This is a genomic window from Comamonas sp. HJ-2, from assembly GCF_053615495.1.
This window is the reverse complement of sequence record NZ_JBSIFD010000028.1, coordinates 1-20,191: the sequence shown is the minus strand read 5'-3', so window position 1 is coordinate 20,191 and position 20,191 is coordinate 1. Positions and strand designations below refer to the sequence as shown.

The 20,191-nt window shown below is 62.8% G+C and carries 17 protein-coding genes; 7 read left to right on the top strand and 10 right to left on the bottom strand.

All coding sequences use genetic code 11. From position 1 onward, the window contains the following. Positions 1-12 precede the first annotated feature (12 nt). The 6 genes from ACWGXF_RS20430 to ACWGXF_RS20405 all read right to left on the bottom strand — a co-directional run bounded on the left by ACWGXF_RS20430 (position 13) and on the right by ACWGXF_RS20405 (position 7,605). A complete protein-coding gene (locus ACWGXF_RS20430) occupies positions 13-1,032 on the bottom strand; it encodes a patatin-like phospholipase family protein (protein ID WP_343484776.1) in 1,020 nt (339 codons plus the stop codon). Between the two features lie 133 nt (positions 1,033-1,165). Continuing rightward, positions 1,166-1,879 carry a sensor histidine kinase gene (locus tag ACWGXF_RS20425; RefSeq protein ID WP_452102415.1) on the bottom strand — a complete coding sequence of 238 codons (714 nt, stop codon included), beginning with the start codon at positions 1,877-1,879 and terminating at the stop codon, positions 1,166-1,168. A gap of 156 nt (positions 1,880-2,035) precedes the next feature. Further along, complete coding sequence (locus tag ACWGXF_RS20420; RefSeq protein WP_083994708.1) at positions 2,036-2,797, bottom strand: response regulator; 762 nt, start codon at positions 2,795-2,797, stop codon at positions 2,036-2,038. A 208-nt stretch (positions 2,798-3,005) separates the two neighbouring features. Further along, positions 3,006-3,848, bottom strand: coding sequence for an HDOD domain-containing protein (locus ACWGXF_RS20415; RefSeq protein WP_039050926.1), 843 nt, complete (start codon positions 3,846-3,848; stop codon positions 3,006-3,008). Between the two features lie 66 nt (positions 3,849-3,914). Beyond that, complete coding sequence (locus ACWGXF_RS20410; RefSeq protein ID WP_452102414.1) at positions 3,915-4,880, bottom strand: alpha/beta hydrolase family protein; 966 nt, start codon at positions 4,878-4,880, stop codon at positions 3,915-3,917. A gap of 343 nt (positions 4,881-5,223) precedes the next feature. Further along, the gene (locus tag ACWGXF_RS20405) at positions 5,224-7,605 is read right to left on the bottom strand and encodes a Tex family protein (protein ID WP_452102413.1); all 2,382 of its coding nucleotides are present in this window, start codon (positions 7,603-7,605) and stop codon (positions 5,224-5,226) included. 178 nt (positions 7,606-7,783) lie between these two features. On the opposite strand from ACWGXF_RS20405, the gene ACWGXF_RS20400 reads away from it, so the two are divergent. Next, positions 7,784-8,902 carry a DUF72 domain-containing protein gene (locus tag ACWGXF_RS20400; protein ID WP_452102412.1) on the top strand — a complete coding sequence of 373 codons (1,119 nt, stop codon included), beginning with the start codon at positions 7,784-7,786 and terminating at the stop codon, positions 8,900-8,902. Positions 8,903-9,010: 108 nt separating this feature from the next. Here the strand turns inward: ACWGXF_RS20400 and ACWGXF_RS20395 are convergent, their stop codons facing one another. Further along, on the bottom strand, positions 9,011-10,114 hold the full coding sequence (locus ACWGXF_RS20395; RefSeq protein WP_452102411.1) for an enoyl-CoA hydratase/isomerase family protein: 1,104 nt from the start codon (positions 10,112-10,114) through the stop codon (positions 9,011-9,013). Between the two features lie 216 nt (positions 10,115-10,330). Between ACWGXF_RS20395 and ACWGXF_RS20390 the strand changes: the two genes are divergently transcribed. Next, entirely contained in the window at positions 10,331-10,759 is a 429-nt protein-coding gene (locus ACWGXF_RS20390; RefSeq protein WP_452102410.1) for a YbaN family protein, read from the top strand. 326 nt (positions 10,760-11,085) lie between these two features. Then, the gene (locus ACWGXF_RS20385) at positions 11,086-11,292 is read left to right on the top strand and encodes a hypothetical protein (protein WP_039050912.1); all 207 of its coding nucleotides are present in this window, start codon (positions 11,086-11,088) and stop codon (positions 11,290-11,292) included. Positions 11,293-11,527: 235 nt separating this feature from the next. On the opposite strand, the gene ACWGXF_RS20380 is transcribed toward ACWGXF_RS20385, so the two are convergent. Both ACWGXF_RS20380 and ACWGXF_RS20375 read right to left on the bottom strand, forming a co-directional pair. After that, on the bottom strand, positions 11,528-12,880 hold the full coding sequence (locus tag ACWGXF_RS20380) for an NtaA/DmoA family FMN-dependent monooxygenase (protein ID WP_452102409.1): 1,353 nt from the start codon (positions 12,878-12,880) through the stop codon (positions 11,528-11,530). Positions 12,881-12,898: 18 nt separating this feature from the next. Continuing rightward, positions 12,899-14,983, bottom strand: a complete 2,085-nt coding sequence (locus ACWGXF_RS20375) for a TonB-dependent receptor (RefSeq protein WP_452102408.1) — start codon at positions 14,981-14,983, stop codon at positions 12,899-12,901. A 227-nt stretch (positions 14,984-15,210) separates the two neighbouring features. Here ACWGXF_RS20375 and ACWGXF_RS20370 point away from each other — a divergent pair, with 227 nt between their 5' ends. After that, the gene (locus ACWGXF_RS20370) at positions 15,211-16,002 is read left to right on the top strand and encodes an IclR family transcriptional regulator (RefSeq protein ID WP_452102407.1); all 792 of its coding nucleotides are present in this window, start codon (positions 15,211-15,213) and stop codon (positions 16,000-16,002) included. 30 nt (positions 16,003-16,032) lie between these two features. Here the strand turns inward: ACWGXF_RS20370 and ACWGXF_RS20365 are convergent, their stop codons facing one another. Further along, positions 16,033-16,836 (bottom strand): ABC transporter ATP-binding protein, encoded by an 804-nt coding sequence (locus ACWGXF_RS20365; protein WP_087864594.1) that lies wholly within the window; start codon positions 16,834-16,836, stop codon positions 16,033-16,035. A gap of 118 nt (positions 16,837-16,954) precedes the next feature. Between ACWGXF_RS20365 and fepB the strand changes: the two genes are divergently transcribed. The 3 genes from fepB to ACWGXF_RS20350 are packed head-to-tail and all read left to right on the top strand — an operon-like array spanning position 16,955 to position 19,986. Next, on the top strand, positions 16,955-17,893 hold the full coding sequence (fepB, locus tag ACWGXF_RS20360; protein WP_452102406.1) for a Fe2+-enterobactin ABC transporter substrate-binding protein: 939 nt from the start codon (positions 16,955-16,957) through the stop codon (positions 17,891-17,893). A gap of 3 nt (positions 17,894-17,896) precedes the next feature. Then, on the top strand, positions 17,897-18,949 hold the full coding sequence (locus tag ACWGXF_RS20355) for a FecCD family ABC transporter permease (protein WP_039050908.1): 1,053 nt from the start codon (positions 17,897-17,899) through the stop codon (positions 18,947-18,949). After that, positions 18,946-19,986: a FecCD family ABC transporter permease gene (locus ACWGXF_RS20350; protein ID WP_054075345.1), complete on the top strand. Its 1,041-nt coding sequence runs from the start codon at positions 18,946-18,948 to the stop codon at positions 19,984-19,986. Before ACWGXF_RS20355 ends, ACWGXF_RS20350 begins: the two co-directional genes overlap by 4 nt. Positions 19,987-20,191 lie beyond the last annotated feature (205 nt).

The window sequence follows — 20,191 nt, the reverse complement described above, 5'->3', positions numbered from 1 at the left end:
TGCAAAAAAGCGCTATAGAGCCTCGACTCGACCCGGATCAGGTGCATGCAGCCACTGCGCAAACTCATCGGCCAGTTGCAGACTGGCCGCCGCCGCGGTATTCCAGGCCTTGGCGCGCGCATCATGGTCTGTGCCATAGCTCAGAAAATCGTGCCGATCCGGCAACTTGGCGTTCGGCAGGCAAGCCACCCAGGCGGGATCAGGGGCCAGCACAATCATCGAGTCCAGATACGAACTCGGTCCATGACGCCATTTCAGCCCCTTGTCCAGCCATCCGGGAATCACCGCCTTCTGGAAATGAGGATATAGCACCACCCCATCGCCGTTACGAGAGGCCAGATAATCCAGATGCATGTGATAGTCGGTAATACCGCCATCCCAGTAGGCACCCTTGGGAGCATCTGAAATGTCTTGCACGGCATCCAGCACAAAAGGGATGGAGCAACTGGCTCGCAAGGCTTCCATGAAATTACTCTCCGTCAGCCGGGTCTGTGCAGACCGAATGTCCGCAACACCAAAGGGAAGAGCATGCACGGCATCGCTTGCAGAAGAGGAAAAGATCACACGCTCCAGCAAGCAGCCCAATGCCGACCGATGCAATGCATTGCCTGCAAACGCGGCCGCATAGCCCAATGGAGTGCGCCAGGGCGATGCACGTGACAGCAGGCCACGCCCGCGGGCGGCGATCACATGCAGCCTATAGCGCGGATTCGCCAGAACCTCACTCACACGCCCCCCGTAAAAATCCTGCAGCGACTGCGCAAACCGCTCACTGACCAGCGACGACGGCGTGCGCCTCTGCCCTTCGGGGGGATCGAAGCGCTGTGCAATATAGTCACGCTCCAGTCGCTCAAAAGCTTCCACTGGTGCGTCCAGGCAAGCCGTCGCCATGCGCCAGGCACCAATGGAGGCACCAATCAGATCCACCGGCTGCGCGCTGGCCTGCAACCACTGTCCAAAGATGAAGCGATCCAGAGGTCCGAGAATCAAGCCCTTGGGACCGCCTGCAGCCGCCGGTATGACTCTGACCATATCCGGCTGCAAGCCCCGCCGCTCTATAGATTGCCGCGCCTTGAGACCGGCATAGATTCGCAATGCTCTTGTGGATGACGTCATGTGGGCATTGTGCTTGCAAGCCCCGTTGCTCGCGATCAGCTCGGCGACTTCACCAGTTGAGCGTGACCGAGGTACCGCCACCGGGTCGAGCGGAGATGCTCAGTTTCGCCCCCATGACAAGCGCTCTGCGGCGCATATTGACCCACCCCATGCCAGCAGATGCTACGCCCGGGATTTGCCTGCCATCAGCCGGTCTGACAGGCCCCGCATCCTCAATGCTCAGGCGAGCATGCACAAAGGAGGCATCTGAAACATTTGAAGCACTTTTCCACTGTTCGTCGGCAGTCAGCGTGATCCAGAGTTCAAGCGCGTCAGTGTGCTGCAGCACATTGCTCACAGCCTCCTTCACCACTGCCATGATTTCCTCGGCCATGGCGCCGCATGGCAGACTGCCGGCATCGCCAGACATCTCCGGGTCCCAAACATCCCAGTGCAGATTCATGCCTCGATGATCCAGCACAGGTTGCAGCCTGTGCCTGAAACGTGCAAGAAGGACACCCAAGGGCTCGTTTCGGCTATCCATGGAATCAACAATCAGCCTTAGATCGAGCAGGCATTGTTCTGCGTTGCTGCGAATTGCCGGGTCCGTGCCGAGCCCGGTCAGGCTGATCAGCTGCACCAGTTGGCTGCCGACATCGTCATGCAATGCCTCCGCTATGCGCCTGCGCTCCAGCTGTACCTCTCTCGATGGACGTGCGCTTTTACGTCTGCGCCACAGCACGCTGCGATATGCCAGAGGCAACAGCCAGACGACAGCCGCCATGCTGCCCGCCGCGCCTAGCGCAGCAGTCCACCAGGGAGCTGAGTTGAACACCGCTCCAGGCTGCAAAAGCCAGGGCAGCCACAGCAGCAGCTGAACACTCCACAGAAGCAGCTGCCAGACGTAGGACATGGTGAATGCGTTCGCAGATACTGGCGCCTAGAACCAGCCACGCAGGTAGGCGAAACGCACGGCTTGTGCTCGGGTGCGCACCTGGAGCTTTCGATAGATGTTCTTGATGTGCGTGTTGACCGTCATGGTGCTGATCTCCAACTGCACGCCGATCTCTGCACTGGTATTGCCACTGGCAACCATGCGCAAGACCTCGCATTCGCGGCTGGAGAGCCTGTCGGACATACCGGCCCCCGGCACGGCCCCCGTGGCCGGCCGCTTGTCATACCGCTGCAACAGCCGCCTGGCGAGACTGGGAGTGATGGATGCACCGCCATTGACGACCTGCAGCACCGCTTGAGGATAGTTGCCAAACCAGGAGTTCTTGACCAGATAGCCGGTTGCCCCCAGCTCGAAAGCGTGCAACACCTGCTCCTCCGTCTCCACCACCGAAACCACAATGACCTCGGCCTGCGGGCGGTGGCTTTTCATCACCTCGATCAACTCAAGACCATCGTCAGCCCCCAGCTTCAGATCCAGCAACATGACATCAAACTCATGTTGACGAATGGCTTTTCTTGCATCCTTGAGGTTGTCCGCCTGAGCAACCACCATGGTGCGCCGATCATTCATGATTTCCTGTGCGATCACCATGCGCAGATGCGCATCATCGTCCACCAACAGCACTCTGACGGGCTTGTCGGGCTGCCCCACCATATGATCGGGCCACATGGAAGGACTACCGAGCTCCACAGCCATGGGTCGGAGCATCAGGGCATCACCAGAGTTGTTTGCACCGTTCGGGTCCATTTCTCTCTCCTGGCCAGAGTTGCCTGCCGGGGACTCAGGATAGTGCTCAAGACACCATATAGATAAAAACTCCCCAGCGCGTCATTAGATAGTTTTTAGCAATTAAAACTGCAACTCAGCGTAAGAAAAAATGCAATTTGAGTAATCACGGTTTTCTGACGACACCTACTCAAAACCGCCGACTCCTCATCCCAGGCGCCCAGGAGCCCTAAAACTGAACATCCAGAGAGCCTGCCGCGTGCCAGTCGATGGATGCCTGGCGCAGCACCATGTCGATGTCCATGCTCAGCGCCAGTCCAGTTTCAGCAGGGAAAGTCACAGCCAGCTGGCGCTCACCCCAGTTAAGCGCGCGGGTCGATGCCCGCCAGATGGCCAGATGCAGCACCCCCGTCAAAGGCTCGAATACAGGCTGCTCCATCGGCGCATGCATGAACTGAAAGGCATCGCTGATCTGCTCCGGAAAATTCCACTGCCGCGCCAGATGGGCCGTAATCTGCCCCGAGCAATAGCCCATCAGCTGCATTTCCACCTGGGGGCGCTTGGGATGCATGGGCTCCAGCAACTCGGAAAGTCGGAAGAAAGTGTCAGGGTCGGCAGCCTGCAGCAACAGCTCTCCCAGGCCATGCAGCAGTCCCAACGCATAGGCCTGCGAGGCGTTGGCCTGAACCGACATTGCAAGCGCGCGTGCCATGCGTGCCGTGTCCAGGCTGTAGCGCCAGAAATTCGCCAGACTCCAGCCTGCCGAAACATGAGATGCGCTGACTGGAGCCGCCTTCTGCACCAATTGCCGCAACTGAACCGGCGCCAGCAGCACCAGTGCTTCGGGAATGCTGTGCACGCGTTGCCCCAGCAGATGCGCTGGCCCATTGGCCGCGGCCAGCAGACGAGCGGTCAGAACCGGATCGGTGGAAAACAATTGCACCAGGCTGCGCATGCCGGGCTCCGGCTTGCGCAGTTCACTCGACAGCAGCGCAACGACGCGCGGCTGGCTTGGCAGCAATACATGCTGCTCCAGCAACGTTGACAGGCTCAATGGTTTGACGCGGCTCATCTGGATCAAAGGCAGTGGCAAGGCTGTCGCCACCACGAAATGAACACGAGTGGGCCCATAGGAAGGTCAGAGCTTTTCATCTCGATTCAGTTGCACTGGCTGGCCCATGACCAGCTGGCTGGCAAGCTTGCGTGTCAGGGGTTGTAACACGGAAAAGTGATCAGCCCCCTGAACCGAGACACAGTGCAGCTGATTCGATTTTCGTGCGGCGCACATATTGTCAAGACTGTTGATATTGCCGGGGCTCTTGCTGCCCTCGATGATCCACGTCGGGCTCTTTATGGCATGCAGCCAGTAGACGGGCGAACGCAAGCGCTTTTCATCCGCCGAGATCAAGCCCCATTTCACGGGCCAGCCATAGCCGCCGATCTCGTCCACCGGACCAAACGCGAACACCCCCTGAACGGGCAAGCCTGCCGTCGCCGTCAGCAAAGCCAGCGTGGCGCCGGTACTGTGCCCACCGAGATAGATGCGTGCCGGGTCGACATAAGACAGCTGTGCGGCCTGCAGGATGGCTGCAGCCACATCCTGCACCTCCCCCCAGAAATACTCACGCTGGCCGGGATTGTCATTGCCGCCGCGCAATGTGGGAAACAGCATCGCCATGCCAGCCTTGCGAAAAGCGCTGGCGCTTTGATCATTGGCGGCTGGCCCTTCACTCCAGAAATCGTCCAGGCTATTGGTATCTCCCCCCGTTAGCCAGACCATCAAAGGCTGCTTCCTTCCATCTCTGGGGTCCGGGGTGACAAAGGCATTGAGTTTCAGATCCCCGCTCCGATAGCTCATGGGAACAAACAGCTGAGAAGGCGGTGTCGGCATCGGCTGGATAGGCTTATGGGCCGCCGGCAACAAGGCTGTCGCAATCTGTGTTGTCTTGCCTGCGCGAGCCTGCATCAGGTTTTGCAGAGCGATTTCGCCAGAAGCGATCTGTTGATCCACCACCTGCTCGATCTGCCCCTGCTCCGCGCGCTGGCTCTCGTGCAGCTTGCGAGCGGCAGCGTGACGCACTTTGGCCACCTCATGCTCTGCCATCGCTGCACGTGTGATGCAGCGCCGCTGCTGATCTATGTTGATGCCCTCTTCCTGGGCCTTGTCAACCTGGGCAAGATTGAGCTTGACGGTATGACAAAAGTCATCGCTCTCTGGCGCCAGGGCTGGTGGCCAGACCAAGGCTGCAGGCTGCTGGGCATGGGCCTTGTCTTTGATTCTGTCCAACGATATCCAGCCGCGCGATGCCATCTTGGTGCCAATAAAGACCACCAAGATTGCCACCCCTATGGCCGGTAGTATCACCCGCCCTCTCGCTTTGCGCATTGATGTGCTCCCACAAAAAAGGCCGCCTGTAATATGAATTAAGTGGCGGCCCGGTAGGAGATTATTTCTTTAATCCCTGCAACTTCGCAAAGGCTGATGCCATGGCGTTTTGCTGTGTGGGCTGGCTGCCACGCTGGGGTTGCGCATAGCCACCACGGTTGCCGGCGCCGTAACTGTTGCCACGACCAGCGCCTTCAAAGCGGTTGTCGCGCGGGCCGTCTCGGCGCGCAGGCGCTGCGTCCAGCTTCATGGTCAGGCTGATGCGCTTGCGGTCCACATCGACCTCCAGCACCTTGACCTTGACGATCTGGCCGGTCTTTACCACTTCACGCGCATCTTCGATGAACTTGTGACTCATCTGGCTCACGTGCACCAGCCCGTCCTGATGCACGCCCAAGTCCACAAACGCGCCGAACTGGGCCACGTTGCTGACTGTGCCCTCCAGCGTCATGCCTTCCTTCAGATCCTTGATGTCTTCCACGCCATCATTGAAGCGGGCGACGACAAAGTCGGGGCGCGGGTCACGGCCGGGCTTCTCCAGCTCGCCAAGAATATCCTTGATGGTCACAGCACCAAATTTGTCATTGGCAAACTGCTCAGGCTTCAGAGACTTGAGCACCTCGCCACGACCCATGATCTGGTCCACGGGCTTGCCGGTAGAGACAATGATCTGCTCCACCACGGGATAGGTTTCGGGGTGAACGCCTGTCATATCGAGCGGATTGTCGCCACCGCGAATGCGCAGAAAGCCTGCGGCCTGCTCGAAAGTCTTGGCTCCCAGACCGGCCACTTCCATCAGTTGCTTGCGGTTCTTGAACGAGCCATTGGCATCGCGCCAGCGCACGACCGACTTGGCGACCGAACCCGACAGGCCTGAGACGCGCGTCAGCAGCGGGGCCGAAGCAGTGTTCAAGTCCACACCCACGGAGTTCACGCAATCCTCGACCACTGCATCCAGCTGGCGCGCCAGCTCGCTCTGGTTCACATCGTGCTGGTACTGTCCCACGCCAATGCTCTTGGGGTCGATCTTGACCAACTCGGCCAGCGGATCCTGCAGGCGGCGGGCAATCGATGCCGCACCACGCAGGCTCACATCGATATCGGGCATTTCCTGCGCCGCAAACTCGCTGGCCGAATAGACCGAGGCACCTGCCTCGCTCACCACCACCTTGTCGATTTTCTTGTCGGCCTTGGACGCGATCTTGATCAGGTCCGCAGCCAGCTTGTCCGTCTCGCGGCTGGCCGTGCCGTTGCCGATGGCGATCAGATTGATATCGTGCTTTTCCACCAGACGGGCGAGCACGGCCAGCGAGCCATCCCAGTCGCGGCGCGGCTCGTGGGGGTAGATGGTGGTCGTGTCCACCAGCTTGCCGGTGCTGTCCACCACGGCCACCTTGACGCCGGTGCGAATGCCGGGGTCCAGGCCGATCACGGCACGCTGGCCGGCAGGCGCCGCCAGCAGCAGGTCACGCAGATTGTCGCCAAACACCTTGATGGCCACCTTCTCGGCATCTTCGCGCAGGCGGCTGAACAGGTCGCGCTCGGTGGACAGGCTCAGCTTCACGCGCCATGTCCAGGCAACGCATTTACGAATCAGATCGTCAGCGGCGCGCTTGGCATGGCTCCAGCCCAGGTGAAGCGCAATCTTGCCCTCAGCAAGGCTGGGTTGGCCCGGTTCAGGCTCGACCGGTTGCACCAGCTTGGCTTCGAGAACCTCCAGCGCACGGCCGCGGAACACGGCCAGGGCCCGGTGCGAGGGCACGCGCCCAATCGGCTCGTCGTACTCGAAGTAGTCGCGAAACTTGGCGATTTCGGGGTCGTTCTCGTTCTTGCTCTCGACCTTCTTGGACTTGAGCAGGCCTTCATCCCACAGCCATTCGCGCAGCTTCTGCACCAGTGCCGGGTCTTCGGCCCAGCGCTCGGACAGGATGTCGCGTACGCCGTCCAGCACGGCAAAGGTGGTGCTGAAGTCGGGGCCGGGCTTGCCATCGTCCAGGGTCGTCGCTGGCTTGCAGAAAGCCTCGGCTTCCTTGTGCGGATCCAGTGTGGGGTCGGCAAACAGCTTGTCGGCCAGCGGCTCGATGCCGAATTCCTTGGCAATCTGGCCCTTGGTACGGCGCTTTTGCTTGAAGGGCAGGTAAATGTCCTCCAGCTCCTGCTTGGTCGGCGCACTGGCAATCGCCAGGCGCAGCGCATCGGTCAGCTTGCCCTGCTCGTCAATGGCCTTGAGCACCGTCTCACGGCGGTCGTCCAGCTCGCGCAGATAGGTCAGGCGCTCGTCCAGCGTGCGCAGTTGCGTATCGTCCAGACCGCCCGTGGCCTCCTTGCGGTAGCGGGCCACAAACGGAACCGTGGCGCCGCCATCGAGCAACTCCACAGCCGCGCTCACCTGCTGCGGCTTGACATTCAGTTCTTGAGCAATCTGACCAATGATTTTTTGCATTCGATATTCGCCCCACGGCGTTCAACACAGGAAGCCAATGAGTTTGCCATAGGCATGCCGCCAGACTGCCCTCGATATCCAGCATAAGTGCAAGCAAACCTTAAAAACTATGCTTTCCATAGCTGCTTTCCCTTGATGAGCATGCACGGAAGGCCAATTTCATTAAAATTATTGCGACATGCCCGATACCTTCCAGGACGATTTTTTTGCCGATGAGCTGCCTCCACCCGGAGACGGTACCGGTAAGGCTCGGACTGAAGAAGTGCCGCAGGCCGATGACACAGTTGAACGCAAACCCAGGCGCGGCGCTATTTCTCTGGCCCCTGCAGCTGCGCAGTACCAGGACCTGGCCGCGCAACTGCCTCCCCTGCTGCGCATGGGCGTCTCGACCTGGTCCTACCCGGGCTGGGAAGGCCTGGTCTGGGACGGTGCGTACGACAGCAGCGTGCTGGCCAAAAAAGGTCTGACGGCCTATCACCAGCACCCGCTGCTGCGCACCGTCTGTGTCGACCGTACCTTCTGGCGACCGCTGACGGCCAGCCAATATGCCGCATTTGCTGCTCAGGTCGATGCTGACTTTCGCTTTGTCGTCAAATGCCCGGCCGGTATCACCGATGCCCAGGTACGCAGCGAGGAAGGCAAGCCGCGCGAGAGCAACCCGGCGTTTCTCGACCCCAACCTGGCCATAGAGCATTTTGTGCAGCCTACTCTCGAAGGGCTGGGCAGCAAGCTGGGCGTTCTGGTCTTTCAGCTCAGCCCCCTGCCCTGGAGTCTGCTCAGCCGCCCCGGCCTGCTAATGGACAAGCTGGGCCTGCTGCTGTGCGCCGTAAGGCAGGCGCTACGAGCACATCCGCAAGTCGTCGTGGCCGTGGAGGTCAGAGACCCCGAGCTGCTGACCCCGGCGCTGCCCCAGACACTCAAGACCCATGGCGCGACCTATTGCCTGGGCCTGCACGGCAAGATGCCGCCCATCGAGGCGCAACTCGACATGCTGCGTGCGCTATGGCCCGGGCCGCTGGTGTGCCGCTGGAATCTGAATCGTATCTTTGGCGCCTACGGCTATGCCGATGCCCAGAAGAAGCACCAGCCGTTCAACGAGATCCTCAGCGAGGATCTGCATACCCGGGAGCGGCTGGCCCGCACGATTGCCGGCATCACCGGTGCCGGTCAACCCGCTTTTGTGACCATCAGCAACGATGCCGAGGGATGTGCCCCACGCTCGATAGCGCTGCTGGCGCAGGCGCTTGCGCGTCTTTCAGACTCAGGCTCTGACAAACATCCGCGGCCGTCATCCTGAATTAATACTCGAATCCCCTCAGACGCTTACGTTCAAAGCGCTGATGGCTATCAAAAACAAAGCCCGGCAGGCCACAAACCTGCCGGGCTTTTTGAATGAGGACTTCAATCAGTCCTTCAGCGCCGCCAGCGGGTGCGAGTGCGCAGGCCATGGGCTGTCAAAGAACGCACGCCACTCGGAATCGCTCACCTCTTCGATGCTGGCGGGATTCCAGCGCGGGCTGTGATCCTTGTCCACCGCCAGTGCGCGGACGCCTTCCACGGTCTCGCTGCGACCCGGGCGCAGATAAAAGCAGTGGCGCACCATATCGCGCTCCATGCGCAGATCTTCGGCCAGACCCATCTGGCGCGCGCGGCGGATCTGCTCCAGCACCACATGCAGCATCAGGGGCGAGCGCTTGCGCAGCGTGGCAGCTTCGGCCTGGGCCCAGTCGCTGCCAGCCTGCAAGGCCTGCACAACCGCAGCCACCGTGGGTTGAGAAAAACAGGCATCGATTTCCGCGCGGTGAGCGGTTGTCTTGGGCTCGGCGCTCACAAAGCGGGAGCGTACCACGGCATTGAGCGCCTCCACATTGGCAAAATCCGTGGTTGCCAGGGTCTCCCACAGCCCTGCCTGCTGTTCGGCAGGAATGCAGCCATCGGCCAGACCAAAAGCCAGGGCATCGCCCGCGCCTATGGTGTCGCCGGTCAAGGCCAGCCATTCGCCCACGGCACCGGGGCAGCGCGAGAGGAAATAGCCGCCCCCCACATCGGGGAACAGGCCAATGGCCGTCTCGGGCATTGCCATCTTGGTGCGCTCGGTCACGATACGCAGCGAGCCACCCTGGCTGATGCCCATGCCGCCGCCCATGACGATGCCATCCATGAAAGCGATATAGGGCTTGCCAAAGCTGTGAATCAGATGGTTGAGCGCATATTCCTCGGTGAAGAAATCTTCGAGCTGCGGATTGCCGCTGCTGCCGGCCGCGTGCAGGAAACGAATGTCGCCACCGGCGCAGAACGCCCCGAACACCCCTTCCTTGTTGCTGCCACGAATGGCCACGCCCAGAATCGAGTCGTCTTTTTGCCAGGCCAGCAAAGTACCCAGCAGATCGCGCACCATGCCCAGAGACAGCGCGTTGAGCGCCTTGGGCCGGTTGAGCGTAATCATGCCCAGCTTGCCACGGACTTCGGCAATCACATCGGACATATCGGCGCTCGGGGTGGGGGTCATTGTCTTGCTCCTTGAATCAATTCCATGCTGGTCGCCAATCGGTCGCCAGGCCATGCGCACCGATTATGCGGTTTCACTCCACGCAAGCAGGGACAAGGACGTGACAAATACCGCCAGCATCGCAGCCACAAAGCCCGAGCGGTCTGCAATGCTGACTAATATGGGAGCCGTGCCAGGCTGCAGCTTCACCAGCTTCTGCGGCCCACCTTCTGCCTCATGAACGATCTGCCACCACCGCCCGAAACCCCTCGCCAAGAACCGCACCTGGAATCCAAGCAGCTTTCCGCGCCGCTGCGCTATCTGCTCATTGCCTTTGCGCTGGTTTGCGTGATATTGGGGCTGATAGGCGCCGTGGTTCCCGGCATGCCCACCACGGTATTCATATTGATGGCCGCCTGGGCGGCTGTGCGCAGCTCACCCAGACTGCATCGCTGGCTCTATGCTCACCGTGTGTTCGGCCCGCTGCTGCACAACTGGGACACTGGCGGCAAGGTCAGCCGCCGTGCCAAATGGACGGCAACCGTCAGCATGGGCGCCAGCAGCCTGCTGATTTTGTATTTCTCGTACAAGCCATGGCTCACGGCCATGACGCTGAGCATCATGGCCTGCGTATTGCTCTGGCTGTGGCTCAGGCCGGAGCCGTAGGTTTAGAGCAGCTCACAGCACCGTTCCACGAAGCGTGTGCAGGCAAATGCTGCCGCCAATTCTTGGTTCTGGACAACACACGCCACAGAGCAGGAAAGACAAACAGCTAGGGCAAGTGTCTGCCCCAACAATGCCTACTCTGGCCACGGCATCGGTCGCGTGCATCGACATGCTGGAGCCTGTCTCGCAGGGAACCGGCGCGGAAGCAACCAGGCCGACCCGCGTGGGCCGGGCGACAATGTGGGCAGGCTGGACAAGGCCGCCTGGGGACACCAAGACAAGCACTGGTACATGAGCCCGTTGCGGGCGAGTGCCTGTGCAAGCACATGGAAGCCAGCGACGCCAGCAATATCCCGATGGCCTACACGCAGGTGTCAGCCAGGGGCTGGGAAGGTGACAGCACATCCGGGAAAAGTTGCGCGCCTGCGCCGATGAACATAAAACGCCAAGGCCGCACGATGATCAACATCAAGGGCAGCAGAAAACCGAGTCACCAGCTGATCGACGTCAAGTGCTGCGCCTTCACGCGGTAGCGCAGCGCATCAGCGGCCGCCGCGGCATTGGCGGGCTGCGCTGGTGTGACTCCCAAGCACAGCAATGCTCTCGCCATGCTTTCTCTCCGTATCTCATTGGCAAGCGCCAACGTAACAAAGAATGTCCTGATCCACAGGCAGCCGACTCGAACTGCATGCCCAGGGAGGGTTTGACCCACAGAGTATTGCGGCCAATGACGGGCGTGACTGCGGCAACGAAGCTGCGTGATCGCCGCTACGAGCGAGCAGATGGGTAGGCTGCAGCATGAACACGCTCCTGACGCGACTCTTCAAGGTGCTCCATGAACGTGGTGCCTGTGTAGCGGGAGCGGAACAGGCCGGCTTCCACCAGGCGGGGCACCAACTGCTCCAGCACGCAATGCAGGGACTCGACGGAGCCGCCGGGCGCGGCCAGAAAGCCGTCGATGGCGCCGGCGGCGCTCCATTCGACGATCTGCTCGACGGCATCGTCCACCGTGCCGACCACCTGCCAGTGCGCAGCCGAGAGGATCTCCGGCCGCAGCAGCAACTCGTCGATCCGCAGTGACTCGCGCTCGATCAGGCGCCTGAGCAGGCCCGCATGCGTGCGGCTGGAGGGCGTCGCCACAGGCACCGGCAGGTCAGCTCCGGTAATCGGTCGGTCAGCAGGCCAGTCCGTGAGGTCCAGGCCGATCATGGCCTTGATCGAGGCCAGCTTGCGGTCCCGGTCCACGCGGCCATGGGTCTGCCTGAACATCTCCCGCGCCTGTTCGCGGCTGTCGGCCAGGTACAGGCTCAGGCCGGGCAGCAGGCGCACATCCTGGGCCTGGCGGCCATGGCGCTGCGCGCGCACGGACAGGTCCCGGCGCAGTTCCAGCGCCGCGTCGAGGTCGGGCGTGGGCGCGAAGACGATGTCGGCCACGGACGCCGCAAAATCGCGCCCGGTGCTGGATGCGCCTGCCTGAACCAGCGGAATTCGCGGGCCACCAAAGGCGGGCAGGTTCAGGGGGCCACGCACCTTCAGATGCGGCCCCTCGTGGTCTATGGGGCGCACCAGTGAAGCATCGGCATAGCGGCCGCTGCCCCGGTCGATCTTCAAGGCCTCGTTGGGAAAGCTGTCCCACAGCCGGCGCACCACCCCTGTGAACTCGGCAGCCCGTGCATAGCGTTCGTCGGCGTCGGGCATGGCCTGCAGTCCGAAATTCTCGTGGCCCTGCAAGGCGGTGACGATGTTCCAGCCAGCGCGGCCCCTGCTGATCCAGTGCAGCGACTGGAGCTGGCGCGCGACCGCATAGGGCGGGAAAAACGTGGTCGATACCGTGGACACCAGGCCGATGCGCGAAGTCTCGCGCGCAAGCGCGGCCATCAATACCGTGGGGTCCAGGCTGGCGAAGCTGGCGCCCGTCTCCAGAACCTCCATGGGCAGAAAGCTCACGTCGGGCCGGAAAACGAAGTCCAGGTGCGCGGCCTCGGCGCGCCGGGCCAGGTCAAGGGCAAAGTCGCTGGAGTACAGCCCTTCGATATTGCTGCCGGGCCGCCTCCAGGCATCGCCGCTCAGCCAGGTGGGGGCCAGCGAAAGGCCGATGTGCAGTGGTTTGCGCTTTGTCATGCTTGCATCCTTCCCCTCTTAGAACGTTCCGCGTACGCCCACGCCGATCATGCGTGGCGCCGTCATGCTGGCCTCGATGCCGCCGATGCCGCGGTTTTGCTGCAGGTAAGTGGGTGCCCGCCTGTCGAAGACGTTCTTGATGTAGCCGTACAGCTGCACGTGCGCGTTGTACGCGTAGCTCATGCGCAGGTCTGTGATGGTGTTGGAGCCAACCACATAGGCACGGGTGTTGGCTGTATCGGAGTAGTAGCCGTCCAGGTGGCGCACCTGAGCCGAGACATTGAACCGGGGAGTGGCATCCCAGCTCACACCGACGCTGACGGTGTAGCCGGGCGAGCGGGCGAAGCGGTTGTGCTCGTAGCCGGGGTTGCTGCTCATCTCCTCGATCCTCGTGCGCAGCACGCCGGCGCCGGCCTTGATCCTCAGATTGTCCAGTGCGCGGTAGTCGGCGCCCAGCTCAAAGCCGTAGGCATGGGCCTTCTCGGCGTTGATTGTGTAGGACTGAGCCACGCCCGGCGAGATCACCACCGGGATGTTGTACTGCGCATCCCGCATGTCCATGTAGAACAGATTGGTGTTGAGCATCAGCCTGTCATCGAACAGGCTGGTGCGGCTGAACAGCTCGTAATTCCAGATCGACTCCTTCTTGAAGTAGGCCCATTGCCGGCTGGTGAGGTTCAGCGAGACGCCGCCCGGGTTGTAGCCACGGCTGACCAAGGCACCCACCGTCCAGCGTGGCGTGGCTGCATAGGCCAACGAGACCTTGGGCAACAGGGCCGAGAAGGTCTTGGTGTAACCCAGGGGGGTGGGCGCCAGCACCGAGCTGCCGTTGCGCACCACCTCGTCCTGCTGGTAGCGCAGCCCGCTGCTCAGGGTCCAGCGATCGGTCAGGCGCAAGTTCAGCTCGCCGAAGACACCCAGGTTCTTTTTCGTGTCATCGAAGGCGGACAGGCCGCGCAGCAGCAGGCTTTCGTCAGTGCTGGTACGGGCGTAATAGATGCCGCCGAAGCCGCTCAGGCGATCTTTTTCGTTGCCCACGAGGGCGCGGAATTCGTTGGAAAAATTATTCTGGCGGATATCGGCATCACCCTCGCCGGAAATGCCGGTGTAGCGCTGCACGGACGAGCGCGAATACTGGGCCTGGTTGACCAGCCGCATGCCGTTGCCCAGTTCGTAGCTCAGGTCGAAAATGCCGGTATCGGTCTTTTGCTTCCAGCCGGGCATGGTCGTCGTCCAGTGCTTGAGCCCGCTGAACGGTGCTGAAGCGGCCTCCTGGGTCGGGCGGTTGCTGTCATTGTGCGAGTAGGTGAATTTGGCTTCCAGGCCGGGAATGCTGTTTGGCAGCCACAGGAGTTTCAGGCGCGCGTTGAGCGCACGGAAATCCTGGTTGGCCTGGCCCTGCTGGAACCGCGGATTGTTGTAGTCGATAAAGGTGTCGCGCCCCGCATAGTCCACGGCAAGCCGCGCGGCCAGCTCCTCGCCCACTGGGCCGGAGACGGCGATGGAGGCGCGGCGCGAGTTGTAGTTGCCGGCCTCCAGCTGGTAGGCCGCCTCGGGCTTGAAGCTCGGATCCTTGGTATTGACGATGATCGCGCCCGCTATGGCATTCGCGCCCTGCGAGGTGGTCTGGGGACCGCGGAACACCTCGATGCTCTCCACATCCCAGACCGAGGTCGCGCCGAAGAACATCTCGTTGTAATTGAGGTAATGGCCATCGAGGTTGATGGTGGCGCGCGGTACCGTACCGCCCCAGAAGACGTTCTGCCCGTTGTTGGGGCCCTGCGTGTCCTGCCCGCGGATGATGGGTGCACCCACCGTGTCGGTGTAGACCACGTTGGGCACGTCATGCAGCACCTCGTGGACCGAGGCATTGCCGCTCTCCTCCTTCTCGATGTCCTTGCCAGACTTGACCGACACGGAGGATGCCGTGTCCTTGAGTTCTCGCCTGACCTTTTCACCGCTGACCACGACCACGTCAAGCGTGGCGGTTTCCTCCTCGGAGCCCGACACACCCTGCGCAAAGACTCCGGCTGGCGCCATCAAGGTAGAGAGTACGACAGCGCCCGCCCGGGAGGGGAGCCTGCGATGCAAACACAGTTTCACGGCATCTTCCTTTAATGAGAATGATTCTTGTTTTTATGTTACAGCATGATGCATGGAAATTCCACCATTAGGAATTCATTCCCATCTGCGGAAAACAAGAACAACACTGAAAAGATGTATGCGTACCGGGGGGGGCCTTCCACCCGAAAGGAGCCGGTATCATCGAGACCAGCGGCGCCCGGGCGCCCACCTGCGATGCTCCAAGTACAGGCAAGGAAGCCGAGCCTTTGAAAACAACAACACCTCAGACAACCGCCGGGGAGAAACGCTCCGGCACCATCCAGTCGGTCTCGATCGCCGCCCGCTTCCTCATGGTCCTGGCCAATGCCGAAAGCGAGCTGGCGCTTGGCGAGGTGGCAAGGCGTACCGGAACGGGGGGCTCCACGGCCCACCGCTACCTGCAAAGCCTGGTCAAGGAAGGTCTGGCAAGACAGGACCCGGCCAGCGGCCTCTACGACCTGGGCAGCGCGGCACTGAGCATCGGCATTGGCGCGCTCAAGCGCGTGGATGCGGTGGAAATTGCTGCGCAGCATATGAAGTCGCTGACACACCAGCACGCGCTCAGCGGCGGCGTGGCCATCTGGACCGACCGCGGGCCGACCCTGGTGCGCTGGTACCGAAGCGCCTACTTCTCTATCAATCCGCTGGCGCTTGGCGACATCCTTCCCATAGACAACACCGCCTGCGGTCTGGTGTTCCAGGCCTTCCTGCCCAAGGCCACCATCGACGCCGCGCGCCGCCAGCAACCCGCCCATTTCCGCGGCAAGCCACCGACCAAGGCCGTGCTCGATGAAGTGCACGAGCGCTGCTGGTCCGAATTGACCAGCCACCTTCTGTCCAACGTCACGGGCCAGGCAGCACCGGTGTTCGACGCACAGCATGAGATCGCCTGCGCGGTCACCACTGTCTCTGACCTGGGCCAGCTCAAGTCGCCCGACGACAGGCATGCGCTGCTGCGCGAAGCCAGCCTGATCAACCAGGCCACAGGCGGACGAGCCTTTGGCTCAGACTCTCCCTAGAAGCGACGCGCAGGAAGATACCCAGGCGCTTCAGCCTTCCATGGCATGCACCGCCTTGCGCCCTCTTGGCACCACCAGAGGAGTCCCGGTCACAGGGTCAGGAATGATCACCGATGACAGGCCGAACACCTCCTCGACCAATTGCTCGGTAAAGATCGCTCCGGGCTTGCCCTGTGCGGCGATGCGCCCGTCGCGCATGGCGATCAGGTGTGAGGCGTAGCGGCAGGCCTGGTTGAGATCGTGCAGCACCGCAATCACGGTGCGGCCGGCCCGGTTGATGTCCGCCAGCAGCTCCAGCAACTCGATCTGGTGTGCAATGTCCAGAAACGTCGTGGGCTCGTCCAGCAACAGGATGGGCGTCTGCTGCGCCAGCACCATCGCAATCCACACACGTTGGCGCTGCCCGCCTGACAACTCGTCCAGAAGCCGGTCCGAAAGGGCCATCACATCAGTGGCCTGCATGGCCTCGGCCACCGCCTGCTCGTCGACATCCGTCCACTGCTTCAGGAAAGACTGGTGGGGGTAGCGCCCACGCGCCACCAGGTCTGCCACCGTGATGCCCTCGGGCGCGATCGCGCTTTGCGGCAGCAATCCCAGGCGCCGCGCGACCTCCTTGGCAGGCCATTGCGCGATATGCCTGCCATCCAGGATGACCCTCCCTATGGCCGGTGCCAGCAGGCGGGACAGCGCGCGCAGCAGGGTGGACTTGCCGCAGGCGTTCGGCCCCACGATGACGGAAAAGGAGCCATCGGGAACAGCAAGGGACAGGCCCTGCGAAATGGTGCGCTCCCCGTAGCGCAGCGTCACTGCATCAGCACTCAGTCGATATGTCATGGCCGGTCATGCCCCACAAGCAATAGGTTCTTAGGCACTACAAATTCGGAATGCATTCTACAATGAGGAATACCCTGAAGAACCTGGATGCACTCGGCTCTGTCACGGTCAGATCGATATGAACAGACTAAAACTTACCGCCCTGGGGGCGGCTGCGGCACTGTCCGTGCTGGCCGGTATCGCGCTCATGCAGCGCAACGCCGTCCACGAGGCCGGCGCCACGCAGCAGGCCTCTCTACCGCAGCGCATCGTGTCCACCTCGCCCAGCGTGACGGGCATCCTGTTGGCCATCGATGCCCCCGTGGCGGCAACCGCAGCCACCACGCCCAGCCGGTTGACCGATGACAAGGGCTTTTTCTCGCAATGGGCCCACGTTGCCGACGAGCGTGGCGTACAGGTGCTCTACCGCAACCTGCAGTTCGACATTGAGGCCGTCCTGGGCGCCAACCCTGATCTGCTGGTGGCCTCTGCCACCGGCGCCGACAGCGTGGCCCAGCACCGTTCCGAGCTGCAGGCCCAGGGCGTTCCCATGGTCGTGGCCGACTACTCCAGCCAGTCCTGGCAGGACATCGCCACGCAGTTGGGCAGCATCACCGGTCGCACGAAGGAGGCTGCGGCGGCGATTGCCCGCTTCGATGCCCACGTCGCCCAGGCCGCCGCATCCATCACGCCTCCCGCCAAGCCGGTCAGCATCGTCGCCTACAACCTGGCCGGCAGCTACTCAATAGGCCGAGCCGCCAGCCCGCATGCACGACTGCTGGCCGCGCTGGGCTTCAAGGTGGAAGGCCTTCCGCCCACGCTGGCCGCTCAGGTGACGCGTTCCTCGGACTTTGAATTCATTTCCCGCGAAAACCTGTCGGCCGCCATCACCGGGGATGCCGTCTTTCTGCTGGGCGCCTCGCAAAGCGATGTCCAGGCCTTCCTGGCCGATCCGCTGCTGGCCAACCTTCCCGCCGTCGCCGGCCGGCGCGTCTATGCGCTGGGGCCGACATCGTTTCGCATCGACTACTACTCCGGGCAACAGATGGTCGATGCCGTGGCCAGCCATTTCCACTGAGCCATGCGCGCATTGCTCCAGAGCGCGGTAGCTCGGCCCGCACCACACTCGCACCTGCGCCGCAGGCGCAGCCTGGGCCTGGCGAGCGGCACGCTGGCGCTGGGTATCGTCGCCGTGCTCAGTATCACCGTGGGCTCGCGCGACATCGCGCTGGCCGATATCCTCGCCGCGCTGCGCGCGCCCGACCTGGGCGATGACCGGCACCTGGTCGTCAGCCTGCTGCGCGTGCCGCGTACCGTGGTTGCCATCCTGGCCGGCATGGCCCTGGGCGTTGCTGGCGCGCTCATGCAGGCCGTGACCCGCAATCCCCTGGCCGAGCCGGGCCTGCTGGGTGTCAATGCCGGCGCAGCCCTGGCCGTGCTGATCGGCATGACGGCCTTCGACCTGACAACCGTGGCCCAGTATGTCTGGTGCGCCTTTGCGGGAGCGGGGCTGGCCGGCGCGGCCGTCTTCGCGTTCGGTCAGTCCCGGGGGGCGGGCACGCACCCGGTGCGCCTGGTGCTGGCCGGGGCCGGCCTGTCCGTCATGCTCACCTCCAGCGCGGGCATCATCCTGCTCAATGCGCCCCCGGAAGTCTTTGACGGCTTCCGACACTGGGCGGCCGGTTCACTGGAGGGCAGCGGCTACGCCGGCGCCGCCGTGCTGGTGGCCGCCGTGGCGGCGGGGCTGGCGGCGGCCTGGGCCATTGTCGGCCAGCTCAACGCCATGGCGCTGGGCCATGACCTGGGCCTGGCGCTGGGCGTCAATGTCCGCGCCACCGCTCAACTGGCCTGCCTGGCGGTCATGCTGCTGGCCGGTGCAGCCACGGCAGCCGTGGGTCCTATCGCCTTCGTCGGCCTGGTGGCCCCGCATCTGGCCCGCCTCTCGTCCGGGCCCGACTACCGCTGGATCCTGCCGCTGTCCGCGCTCTACGCTGCAGTGCTGCTGCTGGGTGCCGACGTGCTCGGCCGCGTCGTCGCAGCGCCTGCCGAAGTGGCTGCGGGCATCGTCGCCTGCCTGATCGGCGGGCCGTTCTTTGTCTGGGTGGCGTGCAGATACCGGTTGAGCAGGCTATGAAGGCGTCCGTGAAGACTTCGGTACTGCGCTGGGGCCCATATTCGTTCCGCTGGCGGCCAAGGCCGCTGGCCGTGGGCATGGCACTGGTCGTGCTGACCCTGATGCTGGGTGTGTTGCTGCTGGGCACGGGAACCCTGTCGCTGAGTCCGACCGAGGTGCTGGACAGTCTGCTGGGCGCGGGCACCAACCCCGCCGCCGAGCGCGTGGTTCTGCGCGTGCGGCTGCCGCGCGTGCTCACGGCGGTCTTCGTGGGTGCGGCGCTGGGCATGGCCGGTGCCATCTTCCAGTCCGTCTCCCGCAATGCGCTGGGCTCGCCGGACGTGATCGGCTTCACCACGGGCGCAGCCAGCGGGGCAATTGCGCTGATCGTACTGGGCGATGCCGGGCCACTGTGGATATCGCTGGCCGCCGTGCTGTCAGGCATGGCCACGGCGGCGGTGGCGCTCGCGCTGTCCAGCGGCCGGCGCGTGGCAGGGGGCTACCGGCTGGTGCTGGTGGGCATAGGCGTGGGGGCCACGCTCTCGGGCCTGAACACCATCCTGCTGGTCATGGGCGATCTGGACCGGGCCGTCTCCGCACAGCGCTGGCTGGCCGGCTCGCTCAGTGCGCGGACCTGGGCGCATGTCGTGCCAGCCGCATTCAGCTTCGTCGCCATCGTGCCGGTCGTGCTGCTGTGTGCCCGCCGCATCAACCTTCTGGAACTGGGCGATGACGCCGCCACCCAGCTCGGCGTCAACGTAGCGCGCACCCGGCTGATCATGGTGATGTGCGCCGTTGCCCTGACGGCCATCGCCACGGCGGCGGCCGGGCCCATCGCGTTCATAGCGCTGGCAGCGCCCCAGGTGGCCAGGCGCCTGGGCCTGTCACCTGATGTACCTCTGTTCACGGCCGCTGCCATGGGCGCCGTACTGCTGCTGGCGGCCGACCTGCTCAGCCAGTGGGCGCCGGTGCGCCTGCATCTGCCTATTGGGCTGGTGACGGGCTTGCTGGGTGGGGTGTATCTGCTGTGGCTGCTTTTTCGTTCCCGCAAGGGCTAGGAGTGCGACAGCAGAGGTTGAGACAGCACTTCCATCTCTCTTCGAGCCATCGCCCTGAAGAGTCGTACGACATCATGCGATCTGGATAGAAAAAGGGCTCCTAACTTTACAGTTAGGAGCCCTTTTAGATTGGTCGGAATGGCGGGATTCGAACTCGCGACCCCTTGCACCCCATGCAAGTGCGCTACCAGGCTGCGCTACATTC

What these genes read in the sequence shown, in the direction of transcription:
- ACWGXF_RS20430 (WP_343484776.1), bottom strand. Translation starts at nt 1,032, where the DNA reads ATGGTCAGAGTCATACCGGCGGCTGCAGGCGGTCCCAAGGGCTTGATT.
- ACWGXF_RS20425 (WP_452102415.1), bottom strand. Translation starts at nt 1,879, where the DNA reads ATGGCGGCTGTCGTCTGGCTGTTGCCTCTGGCATATCGCAGCGTGCTG.
- ACWGXF_RS20420 (WP_083994708.1), bottom strand. Translation starts at nt 2,797, where the DNA reads ATGGACCCGAACGGTGCAAACAACTCTGGTGATGCCCTGATGCTCCGA.
- ACWGXF_RS20415 (WP_039050926.1), bottom strand. Translation starts at nt 3,848, where the DNA reads ATGAGCCGCGTCAAACCATTGAGCCTGTCAACGTTGCTGGAGCAGCAT.
- ACWGXF_RS20410 (WP_452102414.1), bottom strand. Translation starts at nt 4,880, where the DNA reads ATGGCAGAGCATGAGGTGGCCAAAGTGCGTCACGCTGCCGCTCGCAAG.
- ACWGXF_RS20405 (WP_452102413.1), bottom strand. Translation starts at nt 7,605, where the DNA reads ATGCAAAAAATCATTGGTCAGATTGCTCAAGAACTGAATGTCAAGCCG.
- ACWGXF_RS20400 (WP_452102412.1), top strand. Translation starts at nt 7,784, where the DNA reads ATGCCCGATACCTTCCAGGACGATTTTTTTGCCGATGAGCTGCCTCCA.
- ACWGXF_RS20395 (WP_452102411.1), bottom strand. Translation starts at nt 10,114, where the DNA reads ATGACCCCCACCCCGAGCGCCGATATGTCCGATGTGATTGCCGAAGTC.
- ACWGXF_RS20390 (WP_452102410.1), top strand. Translation starts at nt 10,331, where the DNA reads ATGAACGATCTGCCACCACCGCCCGAAACCCCTCGCCAAGAACCGCAC.
- ACWGXF_RS20385 (WP_039050912.1), top strand. Translation starts at nt 11,086, where the DNA reads ATGGAAGCCAGCGACGCCAGCAATATCCCGATGGCCTACACGCAGGTG.
- ACWGXF_RS20380 (WP_452102409.1), bottom strand. Translation starts at nt 12,880, where the DNA reads ATGACAAAGCGCAAACCACTGCACATCGGCCTTTCGCTGGCCCCCACC.
- ACWGXF_RS20365 (WP_087864594.1), bottom strand. Translation starts at nt 16,836, where the DNA reads ATGACATATCGACTGAGTGCTGATGCAGTGACGCTGCGCTACGGGGAG.
- fepB (WP_452102406.1), top strand. Translation starts at nt 16,955, where the DNA reads ATGAACAGACTAAAACTTACCGCCCTGGGGGCGGCTGCGGCACTGTCC.
- ACWGXF_RS20355 (WP_039050908.1), top strand. Translation starts at nt 17,897, where the DNA reads ATGCGCGCATTGCTCCAGAGCGCGGTAGCTCGGCCCGCACCACACTCG.
- ACWGXF_RS20350 (WP_054075345.1), top strand. Translation starts at nt 18,946, where the DNA reads ATGAAGGCGTCCGTGAAGACTTCGGTACTGCGCTGGGGCCCATATTCG.